Origin of the sequence: Mesorhizobium sp. CA5 (genome assembly GCF_020165105.1) — a bacterium.
Lineage (GTDB): Bacteria > Pseudomonadota > Alphaproteobacteria > Rhizobiales > Rhizobiaceae > Mesorhizobium.
The window spans coordinates 1-13,767 of record NZ_JAIUHJ010000022.1; the positions used below are offsets into that span (position 1 = coordinate 1).

The following is a 13,767-nucleotide window of genomic DNA, read 5'->3' on the forward strand; positions in this document are numbered from 1 at the left end:
CCGAAAGGACGACCAGGATTCATTCGGTCTCCTTCCCACTTCAACCATACACCAGAACCAACACACAGGATTCCAGGATCTCCGCGACGGAGCTTCGCTCCTTGCTCCGCCCTAGAATGACGAAGCCATCGGCGTGTTGGCTAATCGCAAACGGCTGCGGTGTGCCCGCGGAGCAAGGCCCTCAACCTTTCCTTAACCCTGCCCAAACGGATCGCCCGAAATCAATCTGGCACGCCTCCGACGGTCGTTGACATTCGAACAAAATTGGAACAAATTACGAACATAGCAACAACAGGAGAGAGTTATGAGCGATCTTGTTCAGGACGTCGTTTCACTGGTTTGCATGAGCACCTTTCTCGTTTCCATGGCGATCTGGATCGGCGCCATGTGATCAGGCGGTTTCGCCGCCGTACGGGACGGGCAGATGCCCGCCCGTCGTTGGGGCGGGCAGGAGTCCGCCCATGTCGGGATGGGGGAGACCACCTGGAACGGGCAAGAGCCCACCCGCGGGACGGGCAAGAGCCCGCCCGCTGTTAAGCCTTTCTTGGCCGCGTCGCCGCTAGGCTGCTCCTTCAAGATAGGGAGCCAAGGCAAGTGTCGGTCATCGTCACGGTCACGCTCGTGGCCGGCAATCTCGGACTGATCTTTCTTTTGATGACCGTGCCGCTCGGACTGCGCACGGTGACGGTCAGCCGCGTGATCAAGGCCGACCGCAATCGCCTTTGGCAGGCGCTGTGGCCGTTCGGCAGCGATGCCGGATGGTCGGGCGAAATTCTTTCCGCCGAGTCGCTGGACGGCGAGGGGACGGCGCTGATCCGGCTCTCCTGGGAAGGACGGGACGGCCGGCCGATCGACCGCAAGGCGCGGCTCGAGGATGTGAGGGAGGGAAGCTACTTCTCCATGACCGTCCTCGAGGATACGGCGCTCGATCCATCATTCTGGGCGAACTATCGCGAGACCGTCGAACTTGTGCCGGAAGGCGAGGCCGTGCGAGTGACGCTCACCCAGACCGACCGCTATCGCGGCGTTGCGTTCCTGATCTTCCGTTTCTTCGCCATGCGTCGCGAATTGCGCAAGCTCGACGTCTGGGCGGCGACGGGCACTTATCGCAAAGGCGGCTGGTTCGAGCATCCGCTGAGCCAGATCGGCTTCGCCGTGCTTTCGGCCCTGATCCTGTGGCCGTTCTTCGGGCTCAATCTTGGCGGCCTGGCGCTGGCGGCGATCCTCACCTCGGTGGTCGCCCTGCACGAGCTTGGCCATATGGCCGCCTTCCGCCTGACGGGGCATCGCCGCGCGCGGATGATCTTCATTCCGCTGCTTGGCGGCATCGCGATCGGCGGCAGGCCCTATGACAGCCGCTTCGAGGTCGCCTTCGTGGCGCTTATGGGCGCCGGCTTCTCCGCCTTCCTGGTGCCGGTGCTGATCGCCGCCAGCGGCTTCGCCAATGGCGAAGGACATCGGCTGGCCGCCATGCTTTTGGCCACGCTTGCCGGCTGCGCGTCGCTGTTCAACATCGCCAACCTCGTGCCGGTGTGGAAATTCGACGGCGGCCAGGTGCTGCGCCAGATCTGCCCAGGCCCGGCCGCACTTGCGCTGGCGTCCTTCCTGCTGCTCTCAGCGCTTCTGTCGCTCGGCTGGCGGGCTGGGTTCTCGCCGACCTTCCTGCTGATCGCCGGCGCGGTGTTCGCGATGCTGAGCCTGATCACCGTGGGCAGCGGCGTGAAACCGCGCCACGAGTTGAAGCCGATCCGGCCCTTCGACCGGCTGGCCATGGCCGGCGCGCTGCTCGCCGTCTTTGCCATCCATGGCTACGGCATGCTGTGGGCTTCGGCGCAGCTCATGTAGGGTGTGTCGATATTCAGGTGAGGCCGGTCTGCAAATGGCGGCTTCCTGCGCTTCCGGTGCTCACGACCAAAATACGCTCCGCTGCGGTTCTCGGAACCCGCCATTTTCGACTCGGCCTGACCTGAATATCGACACACCTAGGCGGAGCGGCTTAGCTAGCCTTGCGAGCAGGCTCTACAGCCGGAACGGCGGCAGGTCCGAACACATCCTCGAACGCAGCTTTCAGCGCGAGGTCGAGGTCGGCCATGGTGACGGGCAGCCCAAGATCGACGAGGCTGGTCACGCCATGGTCCGAGACGCCGCAGGGCACGATGCCGCTGAAATGGCCGAGATCCGGCTCGACATTGATGGCGATGCCGTGAAAGCTCACCCAGCGCCGCAGCCGGATGCCGATGGCCGCGATCTTGTCTTCGGCGGGCGTGCCGTCCGGCAGGGCGGGCCGGTCCGGCCGCACCACCCAGACGCCGACGCGGTCCTCGCGCCGCTCGCCGCGCACGTTGAAGGCGGCGAGCGTGGCGATGATCCATTGCTCGAGCGCCGCGACGAAGGCGCGCACATCCTCGCGCCGGCGCTTCAGGTCGAGCATCACATAGGCCACGCGCTGGCCAGGACCGTGATAGGTATATTCGCCGCCGCGCCCGGCGGCAAAGACCGGAAAGCGGTCGGAATCGATCAGGTCTTCAATTCGCGCGCTGGTGCCGGCGGTGTAGAGCGGCGGATGCTCGACCAGCCAGACCATCTCGCCGGCAGCACCGCTGCGGATCGCCTCGGCGCGCGCCTCCATGAAAGCCAGCGCGTCCGGATAAGAGGTGAGGCCAGGTTCGATCACCCATTCCACAGGCGCCGAACCAGGCAGGGGAAGGAACGACGTGGCGATCTGGCTACGTTCTGTCATGGAACTTTCTCGATGCTCCTCTCATATGGCGGCAATCGGCCAAAACGTCCAGTTCTGCCAGTGTGAAGCCGAGCCGCGGAGGCTTGTGCCAGCCGCTTTGCCTGATGCACGTCGTCCTCCCAAAATCTCTGCGCACCTGTGGGCGATACGCATTCGCGAATATTCCGCTCGGCGCACTTGTTTCGCCGGAAACGATTTGCTACAGGCCCCGGGCCGGACGGTTCCGGCTCCTACCACGTGCGGTCGTGGCGGAATTGGTAGACGCGCAGCGTTGAGGTCGCTGTGGGGCAACCCGTGGAAGTTCGAGTCTTCTCGACCGCACCATTCTCCCCAAAAGCCTGTCGAATTTGGCATCGGCGAGCGATCGTTCTCGTCGCTGCCGGCTGTTTCCTGAACCAAAGTGAAGCGGCGGCGGGCAATGAGACCACACCGCCGCTGATGCTTGACGCGAGGCAATTCCGGCAACGGGCAAACCGAGCCTATCCCGTCCACCCCAGACCGGCCGAGATGCAGTTGATCGAGACGAGCAGGGCGTCGGTCGCCCGCCTTTGATCTGCGCCTGTGCCTGCCCGAACTTCGCGCAGCAGATTGACCTGCAGCCGGTGGATATCGTCCATCTGCCGGCGCAGATTGTCGAAACGCCTTTTGAACATCGGGAAGCGCGCGGAAAGGTCGCCTCCCGTAAGGTCGCCGATCAGGCGCCGAGTCAGCTCGTATTCGGCGGCGATGCGGGCGTGGATTCTTACCGCCGCATCGCTGTCGGACACCAGGTCGGCATAGAGCCGTGCGATCTCCATGTCGGACTGGTAGAGCGTCTTTTCGGCCTCGTCGACGATCAGGCGGAAAAAGCGCGAGTGCTCGAACATGCGGGTCAGAAGCTCGCGCCCGGCTTCGCCGCGTACTGTGACGAACGCGCTCAGCGCGCTGCCGATGCCGTACCAGCCGGTCAAGAGATGTCGGTTCTGGCTCCACGCGAACACCCACGGAATGGCGCGCAGATCGGCAATGCCGCTGGCGCCGAAACGACGATCCGGCCGTGAGCCCATTTTCAAGAGCGCCAGTTCGGCGACCGGGCTCGCCTGGTTGAAATAATCGAGGAAGCCCGGCTCGGCCATCAACCTGGCATAAGACGCCTGCGACATGCCGGCCAGCGCTTCCAGCGCTTCGTCGAACTCCGGCGATTCCTTCGGCCCGGCATCGCCGGGCGATCGGATCCCGTGCGCCAGCACGGCGGCGGCGAGAACCTCAAGCTGGTTGAGGCCGGTGCCGCGATTGGCGAATTTCGACGACACGACCTCGCCCTGCTCGGTCACCCGCATGGATCCGGCGACGGTGCCCTGCGGCTGCGCCGCGATGGCCCGGCCGGTCGGCGCGCCGCCCCGGCTGACGGAGCCGCCGCGGCCGTGAAAGAAACCGATCCTGACCTTGTGCTTGCGGCCGATGGCGGCGAGGCGCTTCTGCGCCTTTGCCAGTTCCCAATTGGAAGCGAGGAATCCGCCATCCTTGTTGGAGTCCGAATAGCCAAGCATGATTTCCTGGCGCGCGCCGAAATCGCGCACCGTCCGCCGCACCAGCGAGACGCCGAGCAGTTCGTTCAGGATGGCAGGGGCTGCCTGCAGGTCGGCGATGGTCTCGAACAACGGCACGATCCGCAGCCTGATCGTGCCGTCGCCGCCGGGCGCGGTGGAGAGCCTGCAATATTGCGCCAGCAGGTAGACCGCGAGCAGATCGTCGGCCGAGCGGGTCATGCTGAGCACGAAAGAGCCGACCGCATCGGCATCGGAGCCCGAGATCTGCTTGGCGATAACCGAGAATGTCGAAAGCAGCTCGGCGGCTTCCGGCGAGAGCCGTCCTTCGTCGATCTCCAGCCGCTCGCCCTGGCTGAGGGCCGCGCGAATGCGCGCCGACCATTGCGGCGTGCCGGCGGCGATCGGATCGGCGGCGTCTATCAGCGCAAACAGCTCGGCCAGCACCCGATTGACGACTGTGGAGTTCTGCCGGATGTCGAGCGAGACCGTGCGGAAGCCAAAGCTTCCGAACTGCCAAACGAGCGGCTGGATGAAACGCCTGGCGACCGCGCGGCCGCCGATCGCTTCGAGGACTGATGAGAGAGCGTTGAGATCGGCGCGAAACGCCTCCGCCGAGGGGTAGGCCGCCTTGCCGCCGTCACGCGTGGCGACCAGCCGGGCCAGCAGGGCCGAAGCGAACTGGCGCAGCGGTTCGTCAGGGTTGCGGGCGGCTATCTCTTGCGCCTCTCCACTCTTATCCAGCGCTGTTTGCAGCACCGGCCTGAAGCCGGCCGGCAGGTCGATGACGTTCGAACTGGCGCTGAGCACCGTCACCAGCCGCTGCACCTGCGCCAGATACCAGCCTATGGCGGTGTTGCGGTATTCGGCCATGGCATGGGCCGTGACCGCAGCCGTCACGTTCGGATTACCGTCGCGGTCGCCACCGATCCAGGAGGCATAGCGCATGAAGGAAGGAATTCGGATCGGCTCGCCCGGATAGTGGCGCTCGCAGGCGCTCTGAAGCTTGCCATAGAGCTGCGGCGTTGCCTCGAAGATGACTTCGCGGAAGAAATGCAGTCCCCAGGCGATCTCGCGCTCGACCGTCGGCCGCTCCAGCCGCAACTCGCCGGTCATCCACAAAAGCTCGATCTCGCTTTCCAAGTCGGCGACCAGGAGATCGCGTTCGCGCGGCGCCCAGCGCGGCTGATCGAGCTCGGTCAGCTTGCGATAGATGCGGCGGTGGATCTCCAGCACGGTGACGCGTTTGGCCTCCGTCGGATGCGCGGTCATGGTCGGGCCGACGCAAAGTTCGTCGAGCGCCGCCTGGGCTTCCGCCGCCGAGTGGCCGTTCGCCGCCATCTCGGCAATCACGCTGGCGAACGACCCAGGCACTTCGTCGGCGCCCGCACCTTGCTCGAGCTCGCGCCGCGCCCGCATGGCAAGCAACTCGTCGACAATGGTCAGCAACTGGAACCACACGCCGCTCGCCTGGAGCGCCGGGATGCGCTGCTCCGGGGCCAGCGAGACGAGTGACCTGCGTCCGTTCAGGACCGCGGCGATCTCGGGCTCACGCGCGCTTGCGACCTGAAGCAGCAGGCGTAACAGCAGGCTGCGCTCGTCCTCACGAAACTTGATGGGTTTGCTCTGTTCCAAAGCCGCTTTCCCGATCGTCAGCCGATTTGCCGCCGCGCTGCTAAGCAGTTGTTTTCAGGCAATCCCGGACGGCCGCAGCGCACGTTTCCTGGGATTGCCCTTCATAGGGCAGCGCCGAGGCACGGGCCGACGACCATCGAGGAGGCCGGCCCGGAACAGGCTTCACATCCTGTCGCGATTCTCGCCTGGTCGGCCGTCAAGCCGCCTTCTTCGTCCGCGCCAGCGTATCGGCCACCACCTCGCCGAAGGAGGCGGGGGTCGGCACGATGACGACGCCCGCTTCCTTGAGGATCTCGACCTTTTCCTGCGCCGACTCGCCGAAGGCGGAGATGATCGCGCCAGCATGGCCCATGCGGCGGCCCTTCGGGGCTGAGAGGCCGGCGATGTAGGCGATCAGCGGCTTCCTCATATTGTCGCGCGCCCAGATCGCGGCTTCGGCTTCCTGCGGGCCGCCGATCTCGCCGATCATCACCACGGCGTCGGTGTCGTCGTCGCGCTCGAAGAGCTGCAGGATGTCCTTGAAGGACGAGCCGTTGATCGGATCGCCGCCGATGCCGACGCTGGTCGACACGCCGATGCCCAGCGCCTTCATCTGCGAGGCGGCCTCGTAGCCCAGCGTGCCGGAACGGCCGACGATGCCGACGCGTCCGGGCAGATAGATGCTGCCCGGCATGATGCCCATCAGCGCCTGTCCGGGCGTGATGACGCCGGCGCAGTTCGGGCCGACGAGGCGCATGCGGTCCTCGAAGCGGTAGCGGCGCATGTAGCGCTTGACCTGCATCATGTCCTGCGAGGGGATGCCGTCGGTGATGCAGACGCAAAGCTTGATGCCGGCGTCGGCGGCTTCCATGATCGAATCGGCGGCGAAGGGAGGCGGCACGAAAACGATGCTCGCCTCGGCGCGGGTTTCGCGCACGGCGCCCTTGACAGTGTTGAAGACGGGCAGGCCGAGATGCGTCTGGCCGCCCTTGCCGGGGGTGACGCCGCCGACCAGCTTGGTTCCATAGCGCTTCATGTCGTCGGCATGGAAGCTGCCGATCTTGCCGGTAAAACCTTGCACGATGACGCGCGTGCTGCGGTTGAGCAGGATTGCCATTTCTCGACCTCCCTCAGGCTGCTTTTTTGTTCTTGGCGGCTTCGCGCCAGGCGGCGACGGCCTTTTCGGCGGCTTCGGCCAGCGTGTCGGCGACGATCACCTTCTCGCCGGAATCGGCCAGGACCTTGCGTCCTTCCTCGACCTTGGTGCCGGATAGGCGCACCACCAACGGCACGTCGACACCGACCTCGCGGATCGCCTTGATGACGCCTTCCGCCACCCAGTCGCAGCGGTTGATGCCGGCGAAGATGTTGACCAGGATTGTCTCGACATTCTTATCGCCGAGCACGGCGCGGAAGGATTTCGCCACCCGCTCCGGCGAGGCGCCACCGCCGATATCGAGGAAATTGGCCGGCTCGCCGCCGGCGATCTTGATCATGTCCATCGTCGCCATGGCCAGGCCGGCGCCGTTGATGATGCAGCCGATATTGCCTTCGAGCCCGACATAGGAGAGGCCGCGGTCGCTGGCGAAAGTCTCGCGCGGATCTTCCTGGCTCTTGTCGCGCAGCTCGGAAATTTCCGGGCGGCGAAACAGCGCGTTCTCGTCGAACGACATCTTGGCGTCGAGCGCGACCAGGCTGCCGTCGCGCGTCACCACCAGCGGATTGATTTCCAGCATCGAGGCGTCGTAGTCGCGGAACACCTGGTAGCAGCCGAGGATGGTTTCGGTCGCCTTGCCGATCAGGTTGCTCTCGAGGCCCAGTCCGAAGGCGATCTCGCGCGCTTGGAAGCCTTGCATGCCGACGCCCGGATCGACGGTGGCGCGGATGATGGAGTCCGGCTTCTTTTCGGAGATGTCCTCGATCTCCATGCCGCCGGCGGCCGACGCCACGATCATGACGCGCTCTTCCTTGCGGTCGAGGACGAAGCCGAGATAGAGCTCCTGCGCGATGTCGACGGCCTCCTCGAGATAGAGGCGCGAGATCAGCTTGCCGCGCGGGCCGGTCTGCTGGGTCACCAGCTTGCGCCCGAGCATGGCTTCTGCCGCGTTGGAGATCTCCTCGTCGTTCGAGCAGAGTTTTATCCCGCCGGCCTTGCCGCGCGCGCCGGAGTGAACCTGCGCCTTCAGCACCCATTTGGCGCCGCCGATCTCCCGGGCACGGTAGGTCGCCTGTTCGGGGCTGTAGGCGAGGCCGCCGCGCGGCACATGCACGCCGTGGCGGGCAAGCAGTTCCTTGGCCTGGTATTCGTGGATGTCCATCATGTCCTCCCAGTAATTTTTTAGTGCGCCGCGCCATGCGACTGGCCGGCGCGCTCGATCGCCTCGCTCACCACCAGCACGTTGCGCGCCATGCGCTCCGACGCCGCGTCGATCATCTTGCCGTCGAGCGCCGCGGCGCCCTTGCCGAGCGCCTCGGCCTCCTTCAGCACCTCGAGGATACGCCTGGCCCGCGTGACTTCTTTCTCCGGCGGCGAGAACACATCGTTGGCCAAGGCGATCTGCGAAGGGTGGATCGCCCATTTGCCTTCGATGCCGAGCGCCGCGGCGCGCCTGGCGGCCGCGTTGTAGCCCTCCGGATCGGAGAAATCGCCGAATGGACCGTCGATGGCGCGCAGGCCGTAGGCGCGGCAGGCGACCGTCATGCGCGACAGGGCGAAATGCCACTGGTCGCCGGGATAGTCGGGGTTGAGCCCGCCGATGTTGACCGTGCGCGCCTTGTTGCTTGCGGCATAGTCGGCGACGCCGAAATGCATGGCTTCCAGCCGGCCCGGCGTGGCGGCGATCGCCTCGACATTGGCCATGCCCAGCGCCGTCTCGATCAATGCCTCGAGGCCGACGCGGGTCTTGAAACCTTTGGCCATCTCGATCTGGTTGACCATGGCCTCGACCATATAGAGGTCGGCCGGCACGCCGACCTTCGGCACCAGGATCGTGTCCAGCCGGTCGCCGGCCTGCTCCATGACGTCGACGACGTCGCGGTACATGTAATGCGTGTCGAGCCCATTGATGCGCACCGAGACGGTCTTGCCCTTGGCGCGCCAGTCGATGTCGTTCAGCGCCTGGATGATGTTCTTGCGGGCGCGTTCCTTGTCGGGCGGCGCCACCGCATCCTCGATGTCGAGGAAGACGAAGTCGGCGGCGCTGTTGGCCGCCTTGTCGATCATCTCCGGGCTGGAGCCCGGCACCGCGAGCTCGCTGCGCTGCAGCCTCAGCTTCTTCAGATGGTTGATGGTGTGGCTCATGGTACCCCTCACGCCGCTCTGGCGACCGGCACATCGGCCGTGCGGCGGAAATGCTCGATCGCCGCCGCCACGCCCGAGCCGGGCGCCAGGCGCACGCCGCAATCGAGCAGCGCCATTTCGGCGGCCGACAGCGAGGCGCAGACCATAACCTCGTTCAGCCAGCCAAGATGGCCGATGCGGAAGACTTTTCCGAACACCTTGTTCAAGCCGCCGCCGAGGGAGGTGTTGTATTGCTGGTAGGCGCGCTTGACGACATTGGCGCTGTCGATGCCTTCCGGCACCAGGATGGCGCTGACCGTGTCGGAGTGCCATTGCGGTGTCTTGGCGCAGAGCTTCAGGCCCCAGGCGTCGACGGCCTTGCGCACGCCCTCGGCCAGGCGATGGTGGCGGGCGAAGATGTTTTCCAACCCTTCCTCGGCAATCAGGTCGAGCGAGGCGCGCAGGCCGCGCAGCAACTGGGTGGCCGGCGTATAGGGGAAATAGCCCGCGTCATTGGCGCGGATCATGTCCTCGAAGGAAAAGTAGCAGTGCCGGTGTGTCGCCACCCGCGAAGCGGCAAGCGCCTTCTTGCTGACCGACAGGAAGCCGAGGCCGGCCGGCAGCATGAAGCCTTTCTGCGAACCGCTGACGGCGCAGTCGACGCCCCATTCCTCCTGGCGGAAGTCGATCGAGCCGATCGAGGAAACGCCGTCGACGAAGAGAAGGGCAGGATGGTTCGCCGCGTCGAGCGCGGCGCGGCAGCCGGCGACGTCGCTGGTGACGCCGGTCGCGGTCTCGTTCTGGGTGCAGAAGACAGCCTTGATGCGGTGCGCCTTGTCGGCCCGAAGCTTCTCGACATAGAGCTCGAGCGGGACGCCAGTGCCCCATTCGCAATCGATGACATCGACATCGAAGCCGAGCCGCTCGGCCATGTCGACCCACAGATGGGAGAATTGGCCGAAGCGCGACATCAGCACCTTGTCGCCGGGGCTGAGCACATTGGTCATCGCCGCTTCCCAGGCGCCGGTGCCTGAGGAGGGGTAGATGAAGACGCGGCCGGTCTCGTTCTTGAAGACCTTTTTGATGTCCTCGAACAGCGGTAGCGTCAGGTTGGGGAAGGAGGAGGCGCGCATATCCTCCATCGGCAGGTTCATGGCTTGCCGGACCTGTTCCGGAATGTTGGTGGGTCCTGGGATAAAGAGATGGGTAAACCCAGCCATGCGCGAAACTCCTCCGATCGTTGGGATATTGGAGGCAGTTTCGTTTCGATGAGGCCTTGCAACAACACCTTGCCGGGTAAGTTGTTTGCCCTTGAGGGTGGGATGATCCTACCCGGTTGGCCTACCCGATAGGCGATTTGGAAGTGCGGCGTTTTTCGCTCGAATAGAGCGCGACGGCCATGGCGCGGTTGCGGACGTCCAGCTTGTCGTAGAGATTCTTCAAGTGATACTTCACCGTGTTCTCGGAAATCCCGGTCCGCGTTGCGATCTGCAAATTGGTCCAGCCGTCGGAAAGCACCGCCAGCAACTCGCGCTCGCGCACGGTGAGCCTGGACAACGGTGTGTCGTTGACCTTGTTGATGTCGATATACGGAATGCAGATGCGCCCGTGGGCGACCGCCAGGATCGTCTCGAAGATGACCGGCGGATCGTCGAACTGGAAGCAGTAGCCTTGAGCGCCCAGGCGTACGCATTGCTTCAGGATGCCGATGTCGTGGTCGTTGGAGAAGATCGCGATGCGCACGCCAAGCTCGCGGCTCTGGACTTCCGTAAGCACATCGGCGCCGTCCATGTCGGCCAGCTTCCAGCCGACGACGGCGACATCGAATTGCGTGGCGGCGGCCAGTTCCAGGAATTGCGCGCCGCTGTGCACGACACCGAGCAAATCGAAGCGGCCGTCGCATTCCAGCATCTCGCGCAGCGCCGAAACGACGAAAGGATTGCGCTCGGCGACGACCACGCGAACGCGCCGCTCGGCATTGCCCTCGTTCGTCTTTGCGGACTTGATGTTCAAGGCCAGCGTTGTCCCCGGACCGATTGGCGATGCGCTGATCCTGCTGGATCATGCATCATGACAATTCTGCCTCAATAGGGAAGGGGTGCTCTTTCCCCAGCGACATGCGCTGTCGCGCCGGCTGAAGCGATTGTCGCACCCGCCACCCGGGCGCTCCACGCTACTTCCGGGAGGTTGCGAGGCGAAGGCGACCGTCACATTTCTTCGGCTATTCCACGCGCTAGAGCGACATCTTTCCAAGACGAATCCTGTTGCCGCGCTATCTGCCGAACAGGGTTTGGATTTTCCGAAAAGCGGTTTCCCCTTTTCGGGATCATGCACTAGACCTCGTTTCAGGATTCCTCGTTGCGGGAGGCGCTGGTGGAAGGCCAGGACACACAGACGACCGGCGCCGCGCCCGCCGAGGAGCATCACGCCGACATCTATGGCGAGGACGGCGCGGTGCGCGCCTCCTTCCTTGCCCAGATCGGCGCGGCGATCGTCGACCGCGACACGATCACCCTCAAGCGCGAGGTCGATGACCTGCACCAGTCGGAACTCGGCGACGTGCTGGAGGCGCTTCATCCCGAACAGCGCCGGGCTTTGGTCGAACTGCTCGGCTCCGATTTCGACTTCTCCGCGCTGACCGAAGTCGATGAAGCGATCCGCCTCGACATCGTCGACAATCTGCCCAATGCGCAGATCGCGCAGGCGGTGCAGGAGCTGGATTCCGACGACGCGGTCTACATCCTCGAGGACTTAGAGAAGGAAGACCAGGACGAAATCCTGTCGCAACTGCCTTTCACCGAGCGCATCAGGCTCAGGCGCGCGCTCGACTATCCGGAAGAGACCGCCGGCCGGCGCATGCAGACGGAGTTTGTCGCCGTGCCGCCGTTCTGGACCATCGGCCAGACCATCGACTACATGCGCGAGGACAGAAACCTGCCCGAGCGCTTCAGCCAGATCTTCGTCATCGACCCGAGCTTCAAGCTGCTCGGCGCCATCGATCTCGACCAGATCCTGCGCAACAAGCGGGCGGTCAAGGTCGAGGATGTCATGCATGAGACACTGCATGCGATCTCGGCCACCATGGACCAGGAAGAGGCGGCACGCGAGTTCGAGCAGTATAATTTGCTCTCCGCCGCCGTGGTCGACGAGAACGGGCGGCTGGTCGGCGTACTGACCATCGACGACGTGGTCGACGTCATCCAGGAAGAGGCGGAAGAGGACCTTTTGCGCATGGGCGGCGTCGGCGACGAGGAATTGTCCGACACGGTGCTCGCCACCTCGCGCTCACGCGTGCCCTGGCTGCTGGTCAATCTTGTGACCGCCTTCCTCGCGGCTTCGGTCATCGGCCTGTTCGACCGCACCATCGAGCATGTGGTCGCGCTGGCGGTGCTGATGCCGATCGTCGCCGGCATGGGCGGCAATGCCGGCTCGCAGACCATGACCGTCACCGTGCGCGCGCTGGCGACCAGGGACCTCGATATCTACAACGCCGCCCGCATCATCCGCCGCGAGGTCGGTGTCGGTTTCATCAACGGTGTGGTGTTTGCCGTGCTTATCGGCATGGTCGCCGGTTTCTGGTTCCGCGATCCCAATCTGGGCGGCATCATCGCGGCGGCGATGATCATCAACATGTTCGCGGCCGCCTTGGCAGGGATTCTCATTCCCCTGCTGCTTGACCGTTTCAAGATCGATCCGGCCGTGGCCTCCGCCGTCTTCGTCACCACCGTCACCGATGTCGTCGGCTTCTTTGCTTTCCTTGGCTTGGCTACCTGGTGGTTCAGCATTCGCTAAAGCAATAAAGCGCCATTAATTGACTTTTACGTAAGTGCCGTGCGAGGGTTGCCGCGGGGTCACGTGCCGATTCCGGCGCTGGATGGGTATCATCGGAGGGAAGGGCGACGCTTCAAGCGCGATGCCCGGGCTTGGGAGCGGGAATGCGGGAATATTACACGATCACCGAGCTGACGCGCGAGTTCGACGTGTCGACGCGGACATTGCGTTTTTACGAGGACGAGGGGCTGGTGCAGCCGGTAAGGCGCGGCCGCACGCGGCTGTTTCGGCCGTCGGACCGGCATCTCATCCGCCAGATCATGCGGGGAAAAAGGCTCGGCTTCTCGATCAACGAGATCCGCGAGATCATTCAGATGTACAAGGAGCCGCCCGGCGAGGTCGGCCAGCTCAAGCTGATGATCAAGCGCATCGAGGAGAAGCGCGAGGACCTGCGCCAGAAGCGGCGCGACCTGGAAGAGACGCTGGCCGAGTTGGACCAGGCGGAAGAATCCTGCGTGGAGCGGCTAGCCGAGTTGGGTGTGAATACCTGATGGCACCTGTCATAGCGGACCTTGGTGATTAGCCGAAGCGTTCCGAACCTTCGTCATCCTTGGGCGTAGCGACGCGAAGCGGAGCGAAGACCCGAGGATCCATTCCGTTACCTTCGCCGAAGGGCGAAAACGGTGCAGAACGTAGGCTCTCTGCACCGTTGCAACGCGTATAGGTAACGGCATGGATTCCAGGGTCTGCGCGCGTCGCTTCGCTCCTTGCTCCGCCCTGGAATGACGAAGTTGCGGATGCTCCTGCCAAATCGCCGAGGTGCGCGGTTGCTGATC

Annotated in this window: 10 protein-coding genes and 1 tRNA gene; 4 read left to right on the forward strand and 7 right to left on the reverse strand. The window is 64.4% G+C overall.

Translation table 11 applies throughout. From position 1 onward, the window contains the following. Window positions 1-594 precede the first annotated feature (594 nt). Entirely contained in the window at window positions 595-1,845 is a 1,251-nt protein-coding gene (locus LB529_RS23880) for a site-2 protease family protein (RefSeq protein ID WP_224522754.1), read from the forward strand. Window positions 1,846-1,996: 151 nt separating this feature from the next. On the opposite strand, the gene lipB is transcribed toward LB529_RS23880, so the two are convergent. Further along, the gene (lipB, locus tag LB529_RS23885) at window positions 1,997-2,740 is read right to left on the reverse strand and encodes a lipoyl(octanoyl) transferase LipB (protein ID WP_224712464.1); all 744 of its coding nucleotides are present in this window, start codon (window positions 2,738-2,740) and stop codon (window positions 1,997-1,999) included. Window positions 2,741-2,979: 239 nt separating this feature from the next. Between lipB and LB529_RS23890 the strand changes: the two genes are divergently transcribed. Next, window positions 2,980-3,064, forward strand: a tRNA-Leu gene (locus tag LB529_RS23890). Window positions 3,065-3,219: 155 nt separating this feature from the next. On the opposite strand, the gene LB529_RS23895 is transcribed toward LB529_RS23890, so the two are convergent. The 6 genes from LB529_RS23895 to LB529_RS23920 form a co-directional block, all read right to left on the reverse strand. Then, window positions 3,220-5,901 (reverse strand): phosphoenolpyruvate carboxylase, encoded by a 2,682-nt coding sequence (locus LB529_RS23895; protein WP_224522752.1) that lies wholly within the window; start codon window positions 5,899-5,901, stop codon window positions 3,220-3,222. A gap of 196 nt (window positions 5,902-6,097) precedes the next feature. Next, on the reverse strand, window positions 6,098-6,997 hold the full coding sequence (gene sucD / locus LB529_RS23900; protein ID WP_095764879.1) for a succinate--CoA ligase subunit alpha: 900 nt from the start codon (window positions 6,995-6,997) through the stop codon (window positions 6,098-6,100). Between the two features lie 13 nt (window positions 6,998-7,010). After that, on the reverse strand, window positions 7,011-8,198 hold the full coding sequence (locus tag LB529_RS23905) for a malate--CoA ligase subunit beta (protein ID WP_224712465.1): 1,188 nt from the start codon (window positions 8,196-8,198) through the stop codon (window positions 7,011-7,013). Between the two features lie 20 nt (window positions 8,199-8,218). After that, on the reverse strand, window positions 8,219-9,181 hold the full coding sequence (locus LB529_RS23910; RefSeq protein ID WP_224522751.1) for an HpcH/HpaI aldolase/citrate lyase family protein: 963 nt from the start codon (window positions 9,179-9,181) through the stop codon (window positions 8,219-8,221). 8 nt (window positions 9,182-9,189) lie between these two features. Next, on the reverse strand, window positions 9,190-10,380 hold the full coding sequence (locus tag LB529_RS23915) for an aminotransferase class V-fold PLP-dependent enzyme (RefSeq protein ID WP_224600911.1): 1,191 nt from the start codon (window positions 10,378-10,380) through the stop codon (window positions 9,190-9,192). Window positions 10,381-10,501: 121 nt separating this feature from the next. Continuing rightward, window positions 10,502-11,173 carry a response regulator transcription factor gene (locus LB529_RS23920; protein WP_224545470.1) on the reverse strand — a complete coding sequence of 224 codons (672 nt, stop codon included), beginning with the start codon at window positions 11,171-11,173 and terminating at the stop codon, window positions 10,502-10,504. Between the two features lie 360 nt (window positions 11,174-11,533). On the opposite strand from LB529_RS23920, the gene mgtE reads away from it, so the two are divergent. Then, complete coding sequence (gene mgtE, locus LB529_RS23925; RefSeq protein ID WP_224600912.1) at window positions 11,534-12,952, forward strand: magnesium transporter; 1,419 nt, start codon at window positions 11,534-11,536, stop codon at window positions 12,950-12,952. Window positions 12,953-13,095: 143 nt separating this feature from the next. Then, window positions 13,096-13,482, forward strand: a complete 387-nt coding sequence (locus LB529_RS23930; protein WP_027168973.1) for a MerR family transcriptional regulator — start codon at window positions 13,096-13,098, stop codon at window positions 13,480-13,482. Window positions 13,483-13,767: the final 285 nt, after the last annotated feature.

What these genes read in the sequence shown, in the direction of transcription:
- lipB (WP_224712464.1), bottom strand. Translation starts at nt 2,740, where the DNA reads ATGACAGAACGTAGCCAGATCGCCACGTCGTTCCTTCCCCTGCCTGGT.
- sucD (WP_095764879.1), bottom strand. Translation starts at nt 6,997, where the DNA reads ATGGCAATCCTGCTCAACCGCAGCACGCGCGTCATCGTGCAAGGTTTT.
- LB529_RS23905 (WP_224712465.1), bottom strand. Translation starts at nt 8,198, where the DNA reads ATGGACATCCACGAATACCAGGCCAAGGAACTGCTTGCCCGCCACGGC.
- LB529_RS23910 (WP_224522751.1), bottom strand. Translation starts at nt 9,181, where the DNA reads ATGAGCCACACCATCAACCATCTGAAGAAGCTGAGGCTGCAGCGCAGC.
- LB529_RS23915 (WP_224600911.1), bottom strand. Translation starts at nt 10,380, where the DNA reads ATGGCTGGGTTTACCCATCTCTTTATCCCAGGACCCACCAACATTCCG.
- LB529_RS23930 (WP_027168973.1), top strand. Translation starts at nt 13,096, where the DNA reads ATGCGGGAATATTACACGATCACCGAGCTGACGCGCGAGTTCGACGTG.